This is a genomic window from Variovorax sp. P1_H12_2 (assembly GCF_056405335.1).
In genome coordinates, this window is record NZ_JBFUCI010000105.1 from 1 (window position 1) to 16373 (window position 16373).

Sequence of the window (16373 nt, forward strand, 5' to 3'; positions counted from 1 at the left end):
GGATCTGCTATCGCGAGAGCACCTACCACGGCATGAAGCATCACTTCTGCTCGGACGGCTGCAAGGACATCTTCGACGGCGAGCCCGAGAAGTACGTGCAGGCCTGGCTGCCGGTGCACCAGATCTACCAGGGCAACTGCTTCCCCGAAGGCACCGACCCGACGGTGCCGGGCTTCAACCCGCTGGCCGCGGTGCTGAAGTACTACCACATCGAGGCCGGCGCGGACAACGGCGAGTTCAACACCTCGCCGGACAAGGCGAACTGGGAGCGCTGGACCGGGCAGGACCTGTCCACGCAGCCGTCGCAGCCTTCGCAGCCGTCGCAGCCGAAGGCTGCCTGAACCTCATCGAACCCGACACAGGAGAACCCCATGTCAGTTGTTGCACTCGCCCCCGGCTACACCGGCACCGTCGCGGACAGCGAAGACCGCTTCCACGGCAACCGCCTGCTCTACATCGGCTGGGACGACCACCTGCTGTTCTGTGCGCCCGTGTGCCTGCCGCTGCCCGCTGCCATGCCGTTCGGCGCGTTGCTGAGCGACGTGCTGCCCGGCGTCTACGGCAGCCACCCCGACTTCGAGAAGATCGACTGGGCCGAGGCGCAGTGGTTCGACTCGGGCAAGCGCTTCGTGCCCGACCCGGCGAAGTCGCTGGCCGACAACGGCCTGGTCCACAAGTCCGTGATCCGCTTCCGCGTGCCCGGCCTGAAGGGCATCAAGGGCTCGCACAGCTGAGCCCGCGAAGGACATCGCCATGAGCTTCCAGATCATGATCGAGCCGCTCGGGCAGGGCATTGCCGCCCGCGAAGGCCAGACGGTATTGGACGCCTGCCTGCGCGCCGGCGTGTGGCTGCCCCACGCCTGCGGGCACGGCGTCTGCGGCACCTGCAAGGTGCAGGTGCTCGAAGGCGAGTGCGACCACGGCGAGTCGTCCAACTTCGCGCTGATGGACTTCGAGCGCGACGAGGGGAAGATCCTCGCCTGCTGCGCCCTGGCCCAGGGCGACCTGGTGATCGAGGCCGAGATCGACGAGGATCCCGATGCGCAGTTCCTGCCGCTGGAAGACTTCGACGCCGAGCTGGTGGAAGCACGCATGCTGACGCCCACGATCCGCGGGCTGTGGCTGCGCACCGGCAAGCCCGCCGCCTTCCAGGCCGGCCAGTACGTCATGCTGCATGTGCCCGGCGTCGAGGGCGAGCGCGCCTTCTCGATTGCCAATGCGCCGCATGAAGACCTGATCGAGCTGCATATCCGCCGCGTGCCTGAGGGCCGCGCCACGGGCTGGCTGCACGACGAGCTGCAGGTGGGCCAGCGGCTGCGCTTCACGGCACCGAACGGCCGCTTCTTCGTGCGCAAGTCGGCGCAGCTGCCGATGATCTTCGTGGCGGGTGGATCGGGCCTGTCGAGCCCGAAGTCGATGATTCTGGACCTGCTGAACGAAGGCTGCCGGCTTCCGATCACCCTGATCCAGGGCGCGCGCAATCCCGACGAGCTGTACTTCAGCGAAGTCTTCGAGGCGCTCGCGGAGCGGCATCCCAACTTCAGCTATGTGCCTGTGCTGTCCGACCTGCCGCCCGATGCCGATTGGACCGGCGCACGCGGCTATGCGCACGAGGCGCTGAAGGCGCATTTCGCGAACGACTTCCGCGGCCACAAGGCCTATCTGTGCGGCCCGCCGCCGATGACCGAGGCCTGCATCTCGACCCTGATGCAGGGGCGGCTGTTCGAGCGCGACATCTACACCGAAAAGTTCTTCACCGCCGCCGACGCCGCCACCGCGGCGCCGCGCAGCCCGCTGTTCAAGGCGCTCTAGCATGAAACACCCCCGAAGCGCCTGCGGCGCCCCGAGTCGCTGCCAGAGGCAGCGGCTCTTCGGGTCCGTCCAAGCCTGCGAAGGCAGGCTTGGAGCCGCGGACCTCAGCCCCTCGAGGGGGCGATACCGGCGGCCTGGCAAAGCCGGTTCCGCGGTATCCCTGGTATCGGACTGCGCCGGTTTCATGCGTCGCGGGTCACGCGATCGCGTGGTGGAGCACTGAGATGGAACCGACCCCCTGCTTCTCGGTCGCGATCGGCAACACGCAGGAGCGCTATGCCTGCCGCACCGACCAGACCCTGCTCGGCGGCATGGAGCAGCTCGGCCGCAAGGGCATCCCGGTCGGCTGCCGCGGCGGCGGCTGCGGTGTCTGCAAGGTGCGCATCGAATCCGGCCGCACGCGCTGCGAGCGCATGAGCCGCAGCCACATCAGCGCCGACGAAGAGGCCGCAGGCTATGTGCTCGCGTGCCGGGCCTACCCACAGAGCGACCTGCAACTGCAGGCGGTCGCCAGGATGGCGCGCTGCATCGAGCGCCATTTCACGATTCCCCGTTCCCCCACCTGAAACCCCAACCACCTGAAGGAGACTCCCCATGGCACTCACTGGCGTACTGCGACCGGGCCACGTGCAACTGCGCGTGCTCGACCTGGAAGCGGCCCTCAAGCACTACCGCGACGTGCTGGGCCTGATCGAAACCGCGCGCGACGCGCAAGGCCGCATCTACCTGAAGGCCTGGGACGAGCATGACCACCACAGCGTGGTGCTGCGCGAGGCCGACACGGCCGGCATGGACTTCATGGGCTTCCGGGTCGACACGCCCGCCACGCTCGAGAAGCTGGCGGCCGACCTGAAGGCCAGCGGCCTGGCGACCGACATGCAATGGATCGAGGCCGGCGAGCACCTCCGGACCGGCAAGCGCTTTCGCTTCACGGTGCCGACCGGCCACTCGATCGAGCTCTTTGCCGAGAAAGAAAAGGTCGGCAACGGCATGCCCTACGAGAACCCCGAGATCTCCCCGGACGATCTCAAGGGCATGGCGCCTTCGCGCTTCGACCACTGCCTGCTGTACGGCGACGACCTCGACGGCACCATCAAGCTCTTCACCGAAGTGCTGGGTTTCTCGTTGGCCGAAAGCGTGGTGGCCGGCCCCGAGCGCATGGCGATCGCCGCCTTCCTGACCTGCTCGAACAAGCCGCACGACATCGCCTTCATCCGCCATCCGGAGAAGAACAAGTTCCACCATGCCTCGTTCCTGCTCGACAACTGGAGCGAGGTGCTCAAGGCGGCCGACATCATCACCAAGAAGCGCGTCTCGCTGGACATCGGCCCGACCCGGCATGGCATCACGCGCGGCGAAACGATCTACTTCTTCGACCCGAGCGGCAACCGCAACGAGGTGTTCTCGGGCGGCTACGTGTTCTATCCGGACAAGCCGCCGCTGACCTGGACCGACGACGAACTGGGGCGCGCGATCTTCTATCACGACCGCAAGCTCAACGAGAGCTTCCTCTCCGTGGTGACCTGAAGGATCGGCCGTGAAGAACTACCTCAACTTCATCAACGGCGACTTCGTCGCCACCTCGAAGACCTTCGACAACCGCGCGCCGGCCGACAACCGGCTGCTCGGCCGCGTCCACGAAGCCGGCGCCGCCGAGGTCGATGCGGCCGTGCGCGCGGCCCGTGCGGCGCTCCAGGGCGAGTGGGGCCGCATGAGCGTGGCGCGGCGCGTCGAGCTGCTGCATGCCGTGGCCGACGAGATCAACCGCCGCTTCGACGACTTCCTGGCGGCCGAGATGGCCGACACCGGCAAGCCGCATGCGCTGGCCTCGCACATCGACATCCCGCGCGGCGCGGCGAACTTCAAGGTCTTCGCGGACATCGTGAAGAACGTCCCGACCGAGACCTTCGAGACCACCACGCCCGACGGCGGCCAGGCGCTCAACTACGCGCTCCGTTCGCCGCTGGGCGTGATCGGCGTGGTCTGCCCGTGGAACCTGCCCTTGCTGCTCATGACCTGGAAGGTCGGGCCGGCGCTGGCCTGCGGCAACACCGTGATCGTCAAGCCGTCGGAAGAAACGCCGGCCACCGCCACGCTGCTGGGCGAGGTGATGAACGCGGTCGGCATCCCGCCCGGCGTCTACAACGTGGTGCACGGCTTCGGGCCGAACTCGGCCGGCGAGTTCCTCACGACCCATCCCGGCGTCGACGGCATCACCTTCACGGGCGAGACGCGCACCGGCGAGGCCATCATGGCTGCGGCGGCGAAGGGCGTGCGCCCGGTGTCCTTCGAGCTCGGCGGCAAGAACGCGGGCATCGTCTTCGCCGACGCCGATTTCGAGAAGGCGGTGGCCGGCATCACGCGCGCGGCGTTCGAGAACTGCGGCCAGGTCTGCCTGGGCACCGAGCGCGTCTATGTGCAGCGGCCGATCTTCGACCGCTTCGTCGCCGCGCTGAAGGCCAAGGCCGAGGCATTGAAGCTCGGGCCCTCCGAGGAAGCCGGCGTGAACCTCGGGCCGCTGATCTCGCGCGAGCACCAGCAGAAGGTGCTCTCCTACTACCAGAAGGCGAAGGACGAAGGCGCCACCGTGGTCACCGGCGGCGGCGTGCCGCAGATGAAGGGCGCGCTGGCCGAAGGCCACTGGGTGCAGCCGACGATCTGGACCGGCCTGCCCGAGACGGCCGCCGTCATTCGCGAGGAGATCTTCGGCCCGTGCTGCCACATCGCGCCCTTCGACACCGAGGAAGAAGCCGTCGCGCTGGCCAACGCCACCGACTACGGCCTCGCCACCACGGTATGGACCGAGAACCTGGGCAGGGCACACCGCATGGCGAAACAGATCGAGGTCGGCATCTGCTGGATCAACAGCTGGTTCCTGCGCGACCTGCGAACCGCCTTCGGCGGCGCCAAGGCCTCGGGGATCGGCCGCGAGGGCGGCGTGCACTCGCTCGAGTTCTACACGGAACTTCGCAATGTCTGCATCAAGCTATGAGGGGCGGGCGGCCATGAGCAATCCGGAGATCGGGCAGCRCGTGCGCACCGGCGCCTTCGATACCAACGTGCACGACCTGGGGGAGGGCGCGCCGGTCCTCTTCATCCACGGCTCGGGCCCGGGCGTCAGCGCCTGGGCCAACTGGCGCCTCGCGATGCCGGAGCTTGCGAAGACGCGGCGCGTCGTCGCACCCGACATGGCCGGCTTCGGCTACACCGACCGTCCGCAGGGCATCGCCTACACGATGGACACCTGGGTGCGGCAGGCGCTGGACCTTTTGGATGCGCTGGACATCGAACGCGCCGACGTGGTGGGCAACTCGTTCGGCGGCGCGCTGTCGCTGGCGCTTGCGATCCGGGCGCCGCACCGGGTTCGCCGGCTGGTGCTGATGGGCAGCGTCGGCGTGCCCTTCGCGATCACGCCGGGGCTCGACGCCGTGTGGGGCTACACGCCTTCGTTCGAGAACATGCGCCGCATCATGGACGTGTTCGCGCACGACCGCTCGCTGGTCAGCGACGAGCTGGCGCAGCTGCGCTACGAAGCCAGCGTCCGCCCGGGTTTCCAGGAATCCTTCGGCGCGATGTTCCCGGCGCCGCGCCAGCGCTGGGTCGATGCGATGGCGAGTCCGGAGGCGGCGATTCGCGCCTTGCCGCACGAGACGCTGGTGATCCATGGCCGCGAGGACCAGGTGATTCCGCTCGCCACCTCGCTGATCCTGGCCGACTGGATTCCGAACAGCCAGCTGCATGTGTTCGGCCACTGCGGCCACTGGACGCAGATCGAGCACAGCGGCCGCTTTGCACGGCTGGTCGGCGACTTCCTCGCCGAGGCCGACTGATTCATCTCAACCACATGCCCACCATGGACACCGCACTCATCCACCAGCTCGGCGACGAGCTCTACGCCGCGCTGCGCGACCGCCAGGTCGTGGAGCCGCTCACCCACCGCCACGAGGGCATCACCATCGAGGATGCCTACCACGTGCAGCAGCGCATGATCGCGCGCCGGCTCGATGCCGGCGAGCGGATCGTCGGCAAGAAGATCGGCGTCACCTCGCGCGCCGTGATGAACATGCTCGGCGTCTTCCAGCCCGACTTCGGCTACCTGCTCGACGGCATGATCGTCGGCGAAGGCGAATCCATCGACAGCCGGACGCTGATCCAGCCCAAGGCCGAGGGCGAGATCGCTTTCCTCCTCAAGCGCGACCTGATGGGGCCGGGCATCGGCAACGCCGACGTGCTGGCGGCCACCGAATGCGTCATGCCCTGCTTCGAGATCGTCGATTCGCGCATCCGCGACTGGAAGATCAAGATCGCCGACACCGTGGCCGACAACGCCTCCTGCGGCGTCTTCGTGCTGGGCGACAGCGCGGTCGACCCGCGCAGGATCGACCTCGGCACCTGCGGCATGGTGCTCGAGAAGAACGGCGAGATCATCGCCACCGGCGCCGGCGCCGCCGCCCTCGGCTCGCCGGTCAATGCGGTCGCCTGGCTCGCCAACACGCTCGGCAAGCTGGGCATCGGACTCAAGGCCGGCGAAGTCATCCTGTCGGGTGCGCTGGCCGCCATGTTCCCCGCCGCCGCGGGCGACAACTTCCGCGTTTCCATCGGCGGCCTCGGCGGCTGCTCGGTTCGCTTCCATTGAAGGACACACACCCATGAAGAAGATCAAGTGCGCCCTGATCGGGCCGGGCAACATCGGCACTGACCTGCTGGCCAAGCTGCAGCGCAGCGCGCTGCTCGAACCCGTGTGGATGGTCGGCATCGACCCCGCGTCCGACGGTCTGCTGCGGGCCCGCGAGATGGGCCTCAAGACCACCGCCGAAGGCGTCGACGGGCTGCTGCCGCACGTGCAGGCCGACGACATCCGGATCGCCTTCGACGCCACCAGCGCCTATGTGCACGCCGAGAACTCGCGCAAGCTCAACGCGCTCGGCGTGCGGATGATCGACCTCACGCCGGCGGCGATCGGGCCGTTCTGCGTGCCGCCGGTCAACCTGAAGGACCAGCTGCGCGACGCGCCGATGAACGTCAACATGGTGACCTGCGGCGGACAGGCCACGATCCCGATGGTGGCCGCGGTCTCGCAGGTGCAGGCCGTGGCCTACGGCGAGATCGTCGCGACCGTGTCGAGCCGCTCGGTCGGCCCCGGCACGCGCAGGAACATCGACGAGTTCACCCGCACCACGGCCGCCGCGGTGGAGCAGGTCGGCGGCGCCGCCAGGGGCAAGGCGATCATCATCGTCAACCCCGCCGAGCCGCCGCTGATCATGCGAGACACCGTGCACTGCCTCACCGAAGACGAACCCGACCCCGCGCGCATCACGGCCTCGGTGCACCGGATGATCGCCGAGGTCCAGAAGTACGTGCCGGGCTACAAGCTCGTGAACGGGCCCGTGTTCGACGGCAAGCGCGTGTCGATCTACCTCGAGGTCGAGGGGCTGGGCGACTATCTGCCCAAGTACGCCGGCAACCTCGACATCATGACCGCCGCCGCGGCGCGCACGGCGGAGATGTTCGCCGAAGCGATGCTGGCCGGCGAACGCCAACCCGAAACCGCTGCAGCCTAGGAGGCCCCCCGATGAATCTCGAAGGAAAACGCATCACGGTCCATGACATGACGCTGCGCGATGGCATGCACCCCAAGCGCCATCTCATGACGCTGGACCAGATGCGCCACATCGCCGCCGGCCTCGACGAAGCCGGCGTGCCGCTGATCGAAGTGACGCACGGCGACGGGCTGGGCGGCAGTTCGGTCAACTACGGCTTCCCGGCCCACAGCGACGAGGAGTACCTCGGCGCGGTGATCCCGCTCATGAAGAAGGCCAAGGTCTCGGCGCTGCTGATTCCCGGCATCGGAACGGTCGACCACCTGCGCATGGCGCACGGCGTGGGGGTGCACACGGTGCGCGTCGCGACGCACTGCACCGAGGCCGATGTGTCGGAACAGCACATCACGATGGCGCGCAAGCTCGACATGGACACGGTGGGTTTCCTGATGATGGCGCACATGGCCAGCCCCGAGAAGCTGGTGAGCCAGGCGCTGCTGATGGAAGGCTACGGCGCCAACTGCATCTACGTGACCGACTCCGCCGGCTACATGCTCCCCGATGACGTGAAGGCGCGCATCGGCGCGGTCCGCGCGGCCTTGAAGCCCGGCACCGAACTCGGCTTCCACGGCCATCACAACCTGGCGATGGGCGTCGCCAATTCGATCGCCGCGGTCGAGGCGGGCGCCAACCGGATCGCTGCCGCCGCCGCGGGGCTGGGCGCGGGCGCAGGCAACACGCCGATGGAAGTCTTCGTCGCGGTGTGCGACCGCATGGGCATCGAGACCGGCGTCGACGTGTTCCGCATCCAGGACGTCGCAGAAGACCGCGTGGTGCCGATCATGGATCACATCATCCGGGTCGACCGCGACTCGCTGACGCTGGGCTACGCGGGCGTCTATTCGTCCTTCCTGCTGTTCGCCAAGCGCGCCGAGGCCAAGCACGGCGTGCCGGCGCGCGAGATCCTGGTCGAACTCGGGCGGCGCGGCATGGTCGGCGGCCAGGAAGACATGATCGAGGACACGGCGATGACGCTCGCACGGGCCCGCAAGGCCGCAGCGCAGGGGGTGGCGGCATGAAGCTCGACCCCGACACGATCTCGGCCCTCGCCGAGCATCTGGAGCGCTGCGAACTCAATGCGCAGGACACGCCGAAGATCACCGACGAGTACCCCCAGATGGACTGGGACGATGCCTATGCCATCCAGAACGAGATCCGGCGGCGCAAGCTCGCGCGCGGCCATCGCATCATCGGCCTCAAGGCCGGCCTGACCTCGCACGCGAAGATGAAGCAGATGGGCGTCACCACGCCGGTGTTCGGCTTCATGGCCGACAACTACGCCGTGCCCGAAGGCGGCGAGTGCCGCATGGCCGAACTGATCCATCCCAAGGTGGAGCCCGAGATCGCGTTCGTGACCCGCGCCCCGCTCAAGGGACCGGGCTGCCACATCGGCGCGGTGCTCGCGGCGACCGATTTCGTGCTGCCCGGGATCGAAGTGATCGACAGCCGCTACCGCGACTTCAAGTTCGACTTGAAGAGCGTGGTGGCCGACAACACCTCCGCCTCGCGCTTCGTCGTCGGCGGTCGCCCGAGGCCGGCCTCCGAGATCGACCTGCGCACGGTCGGCATCGTGCTCGAAAAGAACGGCGAGCCGGTGGCTTTCGGCGCCGGCGCCGCGGTGCTGGGCCATCYGGCCGCGGCGATCGCGATGCTGGCCAATCACCTGGGGGCACGCGGCGAGGAGATCCCGGCCGGCACGCTGATTCTCTCGGGCGGCATCACCGAAGCGGTCGCGGTGAAGGCCGGCGATTCGGTCACGCTCAAGGTGCAGGGCATGGGCAGCGTCGRCCTGCGATTCACCTGAAGGAGACTGCATGCCCTTTGCACAGATCTATCTCATCGAAGGCCGGAGCGAGGAACAGAAGCGGGCGCTGATCGAAAAGGTCACGCACGCGATCGTGGAAGCGGTCGGCGCGCCCAAGGAGAACGTGCGCGTCTGGCTGCACGACGTGCCCAAGGAGAACTGGGGCATCGCCGGCGTCAGCGCCAAGGACCTGGGGCGTTAGAAACCTTCCGCCGCACGCCCGGGCGATCTCTCAAACGACGCCCTTGTTCGCTCCCGTCGCCAGCGATGCGACCGACGGAACGATCCAGCGCGGTTCATTGAGCACCCGCTGCATGCACTCGCGCAGCCATCGATGCGCCGGGTCGGCGCCTTGACGCGGGTGCCAGGCCATGCGCATGGCCTCGGACGGCACGGGAACCGGCAGCTCGAACACCTGCAGTCCGAGCGAGGCCGCCATCCCGCGCGCCGTGCGCTCGGACACGCTGGCCACGAGGTCGGTGCGCGAGGCGGCGATCAGCGCCGAGAAGGAACTGGGCACGAGCAGCGCCACATGCCGTTCGAGCCCGAGTTGCTCCAGCGCCGTGTCGACGGCGGAGACTTCGCCCGAACGCGGCGTCACGCCGACATGGCGCGCGGCGGCAAAGCGTTGCGCCGTCATGAGGTTCTTCTTCTTGCCCGGCTTCAGCAACGGGTGACCCGTGCGAACCGCGCCCACCAGCGTCTGCTGCGACAGCACCTGGGTCTCGGTTTCGGGATCGGTGCTCCGGAAGCTGCCGACGTCGAGGTCGAGCCGCCCTTCGCGCAGGGCGCCCGGGTCGACATGCGTTTCAGGCAGGAACTGCAGCATGGCCAGCGGCATGTCGATCTCCAGCGCGCGCGACAGGCTGGCCCCGAACACCACCGCGATCCCCTCGGGTGCCCGAACGACGAAGCGCCGTTTGACCGACGCCAGGCCTTGCGCGTCGACCGGTGCGCGCAGCGCCTGCGCCTGGGCCAGCAGCGCGCATACCGGCTCCACCAGTGCCAGCGCGCGCGGCGTGGGCACGAGCTTGCGGCCCGCCCGTACCAGGATCGGATCGTCGAAGGCTTCGCGGATGCGCGCCAGCGTATGGCTCATGGCGGGCGTGCTCAGGTGCATGCGCGCCGCCGCCGCCGTCACGCTGCCGGTGGCCAGCAGGGCATCCAGCGCGGTCAGCAGGTTGAGGTCGTAGGTGTTCGCCATACGAAATCATATGTTCGATTCATTGCACTGTACAAAATCGATGCCGCTGCGGACACTGGCGCCCCTCGCTCTGCTCGACCCCACGCACCCAATGAAAAAACAAGACAGGCCGTCCGCGCTGCTGCCGTTCGCCATGCTCGTGCTGACGCTCGTCCTGGCCGCGCTGGACCAGACCATCCTCTCGACGGCGCTGCCCGTGATGGCGCATGAACTCGCCGGCGGATGGCCGCTGGCGTGGGCGTTCTCCGCCTACCTGCTGGCCGCCACCGTGGTCATCCTGTTGTACGGCCGGCTGGCCGACGTGCTGGGCAAGAAGCCGATGCTGCTGCTGGCGATCGGCCTGTTCCTGCTGGGTTCGCTGGCCTGCGGAGCGAGCCACGACGTGCGCCAGCTGGTGCTCGCGCGGGCGCTGCAAGGCGCGGGCGGAGGCGGCCTGATGACCTTGACCATGTTGACCGTGCCCGACCTGGTCGCGCCCGAGGAGCGCGGCCGTTATCAGGCCTTGCTGGGCGCGGCCTACGGCGTCTCGACCCTGTTCGGACCGCTCGTGGGCGGCGCACTGGTGCAGCATCTGTCGTGGCACTGGGCTTTCTGGCTGAACGTCCCGCTGGCGGCATTGGCCTGGAGCGTGCTGGCCCTGACCTTGCCGCCGAAGCTGGCGTCGGTGCAGCAGGGCCCGCGTCCTCGCATCGACTGGCTCGGCGCCATGCTGCTCACGACCGCGCTCGTGAGCCTCCTGCTGGCCACGCAGCACGGGAAGCTGAACCTGCCCGAGCGTATCTCGCTCCGGCTGCTGCTGGCGCTCGGCGCCACGTTCACGCTGGGCTTCCTGTGGCGGCAGCGCCGTGCCGCGCACCCCTTGCTGCCGTTGCCGCTGTTCGCCCGCCCGGCCTATGCGGCGGTCAGCTTCATAGGAATGACCACGGGCGTCGCGCTGTATGCGGCGGTGGTTTTCCTGCCTCAGTACCTGCAGGCCGGCCTGCACCTGTCGCCCACGGCATCGGCCTGGCATCTGCTGCCGTTGATGGTGGGCATCACGGTGGCCGCCGTGACCAGCGGCAAGCTGCTGCGGGCGCAGAGGCCTGCCGCCAGGCTGGCGCGGACGGCCTGCATGCTGATGCTGCTGTCTTTCGGTTTGCTGATCGCCGTGCTGCGCTGGCTTCCGGATGCGGCGCTGGCGCTTTCTGCCAGCTTGCTGCCGCTGGGCTTCGGGCTGGGCCTGCTCTTTCCGATCGTCACCGTGGTGGCGCAACGGGTCTCGCCGGTGCAGCACATGGGGATCGCCACGGCGGCACCGATCATGCTGCGCAGCCTCGGCGGGGCGTCCGGCGTGGCCTTGCTGGCCGCCTGGGGCCACGGGCTGCAACCGGTCTTCGGCTGCGCGGCCGGCGCCGTCCTGCTGGCGCTGCTGGCCTGCCGGTGGTTGCCGCAGGGAGGTGTGCGACAAGGCCTCGAACAGCCTGTCTACCGCCAGGCTCCCTCCTGAAGTTCCGCCGCCACCGTTAGCATTCCCTCCATGGGAATGACCGACCGCCTGCTGGCCGACGCCGTGCTGCTGCTGCACGGCCTGTTCATCCTGTTCGCGGTGCTGGGCGGCCTGCTGGTCTGGCGCTGGCCGAGGCTGGCCTGGCTGCACCTCCCGGCAGTCGCCTGGGCCGCCTGCGTGGCGGTGACAGGCTGGGATTGTCCGCTGACGCCGCTCGAGATCGCGTTGCGCCGCAGCGCCGGCGAGGCGGGCTACAGCGGCGGCTTCATCGACCACTACCTGCTCGGCACGATCTACCCGGAAGGTTTGACGCGTCCGACCCAGGTCGCGGCGGGCGTCGGGGTCGCGCTGCTCAACGGAATCGTCTATGCGCTGCTTATCGCGAGGCGCGCCCGGGCGGCCTCCGGGAGGTCGGCGAAAGAGTCGTCGCCCCCCGAATAGGCGCCCCGGCCGCGGGCGAGCCTTCTAATAGACAGAAGGCGAACCCTCTTTTTCCATCGCGAAAACACGGCCTTTCATTCGAAGACCTTGCCCAATGGCCTTCTGATTTTGGCAAGGCAAAGTACGTATCAACCCCGATCTGGCCGCACGGCCCGGGTTCTAGACTTCTTCGAGTCATGCCCGCGTCACATTCGCGGGGGCCGGAATCGAAACAGTTTTGAAGCGGGTGCTTGATCGATGCAAAGAAAACACAGAATCGCCGTCGTCCCGGGGGATGGCATCGGAATCGAAGTGGTGCCTGAAGGTCTGCGCGTGCTCGACGCCGTGGGTCGCCGCTTCGGCATCGAGTTCGGCTTCGACCATTTCGACTGGGGCTCCGACCACTACGTCCGCCACGGGCTGATGATGCCCGCCGACTGGGCCGAGCACATCCAGGGCCACGACGCGATCTACTTCGGCGCCGTCGGTGCCCCGGACAAGGTGCCCGACCACATCGCGGTCTGGGGCCTGCTGATCAAGATCCGCCGGGACTTCGACCAGTACGTGAACCTGCGCCCGGTGCGCCTGATGCCGGGCGTGCCCGGACCGCTCGCACACCGCAAGCCGGGCGACATCGATTTTTTCGTGGTGCGCGAGAACACCGAGGGCGAGTACACCTCGGTGGGCGGCCGGCTGTTCGAAGGCACGCCCCGCGAGATGGCGATCCAGGAGGCCGTGTTCACGCGCGTCGGGGTCGACCGGATCCTTGAGTACGCCTACGAGCTCGCCAGCAAGCGGCCGCGCAAGAACCTCGTGGCGGCCACCAAGTCGAACGGCATCTCGGTCACCATGCCGTACTGGGACGAGCGGCTGGCGGAGATGGCCAAGCGCTATCCCGACATCGCCACCAGCAAGTTCCACATCGACATCCTGTGCGCGCACTTCGTGCAGCATCCCGACTGGTTCGACGTCGTCGTGGCCTCCAATCTCTTCGGCGACATCCTGTCCGACCTGGGCCCCGCCTGCACCGGAACCATCGGCATCGCACCGTCCGCCAACCTGAATCCCGAGCGCCGCTTCCCGTCGCTGTTCGAGCCGGTGCATGGCTCCGCGCCCGACATCGCCGGCAAGGGCGTGGCCAATCCGATCGGCCAGATCTGGTCCGCCGCCCTGATGCTGGACCACCTGGGCAACGGCGACAGCGTCTATGCGCAGGCCTCGGCGTCGATCCTCTCCGCCATCGAGACCGTGCTGACCGACGGTCCCCGGACCCGGGACATGGGCGGCACCGCGACCACGGTGGACGTGGGCCGCGCCATCGCCAGCTGCATATGACCCACTGAGATGGGACTCTTCCTTCTCAAGCGCCTGGCCACGCTGGTCGGCACGCTGATCGGCGCTTCGGTCATCGTCTTCCTGGTCCTCGAGATCCTGCCCGGCAATGCCGCGCAGATGCTCATGGGCCCGGACGCCTCGCCCGACGCGGTGGCCGCGCTGGCCACCAAGCTGGGCCTGGACCAGCCGGCCTGGACGCGCTACTGGCACTGGATCGGCGGCCTGCTGACCGGCAACCTCGGCGACAGCTACGCCTACGGCTCGCCGGTGCTCGACCTGATCCTGGAACGGCTCGCGCTGACCATCCCGCTGGCGGTGCTGGCGATGAGCCTCACCACGGCGCTGGCGCTGCTGGTCGGCGTGACGGCCGCGGCGCGCCACAACAAGCTCGGCGACGTCGGGTTGATGAGCCTGACGCAGGTGGGCATCGCCGTTCCGAACTTCTGGTTCGCGATCCTGCTGATTCTCCTGTTCTCCGTGAAGCTGCAGTGGTTCTCCGCCGGCGGCTTCGACGGCTGGGGCGAAGGCGCCGCGGGCGTGCTGGGCGGCATCAAGGCGCTGCTGCTGCCGGCGCTGTCGCTGGCGGTGGTGCAGGCCGCGATCCTGGCGCGCATCACGCGCTCGGCGGTGCTCGAGGTGATGCGCGAGGACTTCGTGCGCACCGCGCGCGCCAAGGGCGTGTCGCAGCGCGCCGTGCTCTGGCTGCATGTGCTGCGCAACGCGCTCATTCCGGTCGTCACCGTGATGGGCATGCAGTTCTCCGAGCTGCTCGCGGGCACCATCGTGATCGAGAACGTGTTCTACCTGCCGGGCCTGGGCCGGCTGATCTTCCAGGCCATCAGCAACCGCGACCTGATCGTGGTGCGCAACTGCGTGATGCTGCTGGCGGCGCTGGTGGTGTTCGTCAACTTCGTGGTCGACGTGCTCTATGCCGTGATCGACCCGCGCATCAAGGCCAGCGACATATGAGCGCCATGACCATCACCGTCCCGGGCGGCGGCGCCGCGCCCAAGGCGCCGGGCTTCTGGCGCCGCGCGCTGCACCACCGCAGCTTCACGATCGGCGCCGTCCTGAGCCTGCTGCTGATCCTGGCCGCGGCCGTCTCGCTGGTCTGGACGCCCTGGTCGCCGTACGAGATGGACATGGCCAACAAGATGCAGGCGCCCTCGGCCAGGCACTGGCTGGGCACCGACGCCTTMGGGCGYGATGTCGCCTCGCTGCTGCTGGTCGGTGCCCGGGCGTCGATCCTKGTCGGCGTGATCGCSGTSGGCATCGGCCTCGTGGTCGGCACCGCGCTGGGCCTGCTCGCGGCGGCGCGSCGCGGCTGGGTCGAGGARGCCATCATGCGCTTCGCCGACTTCTCGCTCGCCTTCCCGGCCATCCTCTCGGCCATCATGATGACGGCGGTGTTCGGCGCCGGCATCGTCAACGCGATCGTYGCCATCGGCATCTACAACATCCCGACCTTCGCGCGCATCACGCGCGCCTCGGCCAACGCCATCTGGTCGCGCGAGTWCATCGCCGCCGCGCGCGCCTGCGGCAAGGGGCCGCTGGCGATCACGCTGCAGCACGTGCTGCCGAACATCTCGGCCGTGCTGATCGTGCAGATCACCATCCGCTTCGCGATCGCGATCCTGGCCGAGGCGGCGCTGTCGTACCTCGGCCTGGGCACCCAGCCGCCGCARCCCTCGTGGGGCCGCATGCTCAGCGAGGCCCAGACGCTGATGTTCCAGCAGCCGCTGCTGGCCGTCTTCCCCGGCCTGGCGATCGCGTTCGCGGTGCTGGGCCTGAACCTGCTCGGCGACGGTCTTCGRGACCTCCTGGAYCCRCGCCTCGCMCGCGCCCGCTGAACCACGACATGCCACTTCTCGAAGTCAACGATCTCCGTGTGCAGCTGCAGACCCAGCGCGGCCCGGCCGAAGCCGTGCGCGGCATCTCCTTTTCGCTCGAGCGCGGCGAGACGCTGGGCATCGTCGGCGARTCGGGCTGCGGCAAGTCGATCACGGTGCAGTCGCTGATGGGCCTGCTGCCRTCGAGCGCCAAGGTSAGCGGCAGCATCCGCTTCGACGGCACCGAGCTGGTCGGCCTGCCCGAGCGCGAGATGTGCAAGCTGCGCGGCGACCGCATCGGCATGATCTTCCAGGAGCCGATGACGGCGCTGAACCCGCTGCACACCATCGGGCGCCAGGTCGGGGAGCCGCTGCGGCTGCAYCGCGGCGTGTCCAAGGCCGAGGCGCGCAAGGARGCGCTGGCGCTGCTCGAGCGGGTCGGCATCCCGGACGCGGCCTCGCGGCTCGACGCCTATCCGCACCAGTTCTCGGGCGGGCAGCGGCAGCGCATCGGCATCGCGATGGCGCTGGCCTGCGGGCCGGACCTGCTGATCGCCGACGAGCCCACCACCGCGCTCGACGTGACCATCCAGAAGCAGGTGCTGGACCTGATCCAGCGCCTGGTCGCGGAGATGGGCATGGCGCTGATCCTGATCTCGCACGACCTCGGCGTGATCGCCGAAAGCGTCTCGAAGATGCTCGTGATGTACGGCGGCAGCGTGGTCGAGAGCGGCCCGACCGCCGCGGTCTTCGCCGAGCGCGCCCACCCCTACACCCGCGGCCTGTTCGCGGCCCGGCCGGCGCTGGGCGCCCCGCGCGGCCTCAAGCTCGCCACCATCCGCGGCAGCGTGCCCGAACTGGTGGACCTGCCGCCGGGCTGTCC

General features: G+C 68.6%; 19 protein-coding genes. 18 read left to right on the forward strand and 1 reads right to left on the reverse strand.

The features are described 5' to 3' along the window. The 12 genes from AC1D2K_RS13115 to AC1D2K_RS13170 form a co-directional block, all read left to right on the forward strand. The coding region (locus AC1D2K_RS13115; protein ID WP_478089269.1) for a YHS domain-containing protein at window positions 1-341 on the forward strand (341 nt) is incomplete at its 5' end. 30 nt (window positions 342-371) lie between these two features. Then, window positions 372-734 carry a phenol hydroxylase subunit P4 gene (locus AC1D2K_RS13120; RefSeq protein ID WP_478089270.1) on the forward strand — a complete coding sequence of 121 codons (363 nt, stop codon included), beginning with the start codon at window positions 372-374 and terminating at the stop codon, window positions 732-734. Between the two features lie 19 nt (window positions 735-753). Further along, window positions 754-1812 carry a 2Fe-2S iron-sulfur cluster-binding protein gene (locus AC1D2K_RS13125; protein ID WP_478089271.1) on the forward strand — a complete coding sequence of 353 codons (1059 nt, stop codon included), beginning with the start codon at window positions 754-756 and terminating at the stop codon, window positions 1810-1812. A 224-nt stretch (window positions 1813-2036) separates the two neighbouring features. Further along, window positions 2037-2378, forward strand: coding sequence for a 2Fe-2S iron-sulfur cluster binding domain-containing protein (locus AC1D2K_RS13130; RefSeq protein WP_478089272.1), 342 nt, complete (start codon window positions 2037-2039; stop codon window positions 2376-2378). 28 nt (window positions 2379-2406) lie between these two features. Continuing rightward, window positions 2407-3339, forward strand: coding sequence for a catechol 2,3-dioxygenase (locus tag AC1D2K_RS13135; RefSeq protein ID WP_478089273.1), 933 nt, complete (start codon window positions 2407-2409; stop codon window positions 3337-3339). A 10-nt stretch (window positions 3340-3349) separates the two neighbouring features. After that, window positions 3350-4804 carry a 2-hydroxymuconic semialdehyde dehydrogenase gene (locus AC1D2K_RS13140; protein ID WP_478089274.1) on the forward strand — a complete coding sequence of 485 codons (1455 nt, stop codon included), beginning with the start codon at window positions 3350-3352 and terminating at the stop codon, window positions 4802-4804. Further along, on the forward strand, window positions 4785-5642 hold the full coding sequence (locus AC1D2K_RS13145; RefSeq protein WP_478089275.1) for an alpha/beta fold hydrolase: 858 nt from the start codon (window positions 4785-4787) through the stop codon (window positions 5640-5642). The genes AC1D2K_RS13140 and AC1D2K_RS13145 overlap by 20 nt, the downstream gene beginning before the upstream one ends. Window positions 5643-5665: 23 nt before the next feature. Then, entirely contained in the window at window positions 5666-6448 is a 783-nt protein-coding gene (dmpE, locus tag AC1D2K_RS13150) for a 2-oxopent-4-enoate hydratase (RefSeq protein WP_478089276.1), read from the forward strand. A gap of 13 nt (window positions 6449-6461) precedes the next feature. After that, window positions 6462-7373 (forward strand): acetaldehyde dehydrogenase (acetylating), encoded by a 912-nt coding sequence (locus AC1D2K_RS13155; RefSeq protein WP_478089277.1) that lies wholly within the window; start codon window positions 6462-6464, stop codon window positions 7371-7373. A gap of 11 nt (window positions 7374-7384) precedes the next feature. Continuing rightward, the gene (gene dmpG, locus AC1D2K_RS13160; protein ID WP_478089278.1) at window positions 7385-8431 is read left to right on the forward strand and encodes a 4-hydroxy-2-oxovalerate aldolase; all 1047 of its coding nucleotides are present in this window, start codon (window positions 7385-7387) and stop codon (window positions 8429-8431) included. Continuing rightward, complete coding sequence (gene dmpH / locus AC1D2K_RS13165) at window positions 8428-9216, forward strand: 2-oxo-3-hexenedioate decarboxylase (RefSeq protein ID WP_478089279.1); 789 nt, start codon at window positions 8428-8430, stop codon at window positions 9214-9216. The genes dmpG and dmpH overlap by 4 nt, the downstream gene beginning before the upstream one ends. A 10-nt stretch (window positions 9217-9226) precedes the next feature. Then, complete coding sequence (locus AC1D2K_RS13170) at window positions 9227-9418, forward strand: 2-hydroxymuconate tautomerase (RefSeq protein ID WP_286526486.1); 192 nt, start codon at window positions 9227-9229, stop codon at window positions 9416-9418. Between the two features lie 30 nt (window positions 9419-9448). Here AC1D2K_RS13170 and AC1D2K_RS13175 read toward each other — a convergent pair whose 3' ends face one another. Continuing rightward, window positions 9449-10420, reverse strand: a complete 972-nt coding sequence (locus AC1D2K_RS13175) for a LysR family transcriptional regulator (RefSeq protein ID WP_478089280.1) — start codon at window positions 10418-10420, stop codon at window positions 9449-9451. A gap of 91 nt (window positions 10421-10511) precedes the next feature. On the opposite strand from AC1D2K_RS13175, the gene AC1D2K_RS13180 reads away from it, so the two are divergent. The 6 genes from AC1D2K_RS13180 to AC1D2K_RS13205 all read left to right on the forward strand — a co-directional run. Next, the gene (locus AC1D2K_RS13180; RefSeq protein WP_478089281.1) at window positions 10512-11906 is read left to right on the forward strand and encodes an MFS transporter; all 1395 of its coding nucleotides are present in this window, start codon (window positions 10512-10514) and stop codon (window positions 11904-11906) included. A 36-nt stretch (window positions 11907-11942) separates the two neighbouring features. After that, a complete protein-coding gene (locus tag AC1D2K_RS13185) occupies window positions 11943-12347 on the forward strand; it encodes a DUF2784 domain-containing protein (RefSeq protein WP_478089286.1) in 405 nt (134 codons plus the stop codon). Between the two features lie 237 nt (window positions 12348-12584). Continuing rightward, window positions 12585-13661 (forward strand): tartrate dehydrogenase, encoded by a 1077-nt coding sequence (locus AC1D2K_RS13190; protein WP_478089282.1) that lies wholly within the window; start codon window positions 12585-12587, stop codon window positions 13659-13661. Between the two features lie 9 nt (window positions 13662-13670). Further along, window positions 13671-14630 (forward strand): ABC transporter permease, encoded by a 960-nt coding sequence (locus AC1D2K_RS13195; protein ID WP_478089283.1) that lies wholly within the window; start codon window positions 13671-13673, stop codon window positions 14628-14630. Window positions 14631-14635: 5 nt separating this feature from the next. Next, complete coding sequence (locus AC1D2K_RS13200) at window positions 14636-15511, forward strand: ABC transporter permease (RefSeq protein ID WP_478089284.1); 876 nt, start codon at window positions 14636-14638, stop codon at window positions 15509-15511. Between the two features lie 8 nt (window positions 15512-15519). Then, the coding region (locus AC1D2K_RS13205) for an ABC transporter ATP-binding protein (RefSeq protein WP_478089285.1) at window positions 15520-16373 on the forward strand (854 nt) is incomplete at its 3' end.

Bases quoted from the DNA above. Each gene is read 5' to 3' on its own strand.
- AC1D2K_RS13120 (WP_478089270.1), top strand. From the start codon at position 372: ATGTCAGTTGTTGCACTCGCCCCCGGCTACACCGGCACCGTCGCGGAC.
- AC1D2K_RS13125 (WP_478089271.1), top strand. From the start codon at position 754: ATGAGCTTCCAGATCATGATCGAGCCGCTCGGGCAGGGCATTGCCGCC.
- AC1D2K_RS13130 (WP_478089272.1), top strand. From the start codon at position 2,037: ATGGAACCGACCCCCTGCTTCTCGGTCGCGATCGGCAACACGCAGGAG.
- AC1D2K_RS13135 (WP_478089273.1), top strand. From the start codon at position 2,407: ATGGCACTCACTGGCGTACTGCGACCGGGCCACGTGCAACTGCGCGTG.
- dmpE (WP_478089276.1), top strand. From the start codon at position 5,666: ATGGACACCGCACTCATCCACCAGCTCGGCGACGAGCTCTACGCCGCG.
- AC1D2K_RS13155 (WP_478089277.1), top strand. From the start codon at position 6,462: ATGAAGAAGATCAAGTGCGCCCTGATCGGGCCGGGCAACATCGGCACT.
- dmpG (WP_478089278.1), top strand. From the start codon at position 7,385: ATGAATCTCGAAGGAAAACGCATCACGGTCCATGACATGACGCTGCGC.
- AC1D2K_RS13170 (WP_286526486.1), top strand. From the start codon at position 9,227: ATGCCCTTTGCACAGATCTATCTCATCGAAGGCCGGAGCGAGGAACAG.
- AC1D2K_RS13175 (WP_478089280.1), bottom strand. From the start codon at position 10,420: ATGGCGAACACCTACGACCTCAACCTGCTGACCGCGCTGGATGCCCTG.
- AC1D2K_RS13180 (WP_478089281.1), top strand. From the start codon at position 10,512: ATGAAAAAACAAGACAGGCCGTCCGCGCTGCTGCCGTTCGCCATGCTC.
- AC1D2K_RS13185 (WP_478089286.1), top strand. From the start codon at position 11,943: ATGACCGACCGCCTGCTGGCCGACGCCGTGCTGCTGCTGCACGGCCTG.
- AC1D2K_RS13190 (WP_478089282.1), top strand. From the start codon at position 12,585: ATGCAAAGAAAACACAGAATCGCCGTCGTCCCGGGGGATGGCATCGGA.
- AC1D2K_RS13195 (WP_478089283.1), top strand. From the start codon at position 13,671: ATGGGACTCTTCCTTCTCAAGCGCCTGGCCACGCTGGTCGGCACGCTG.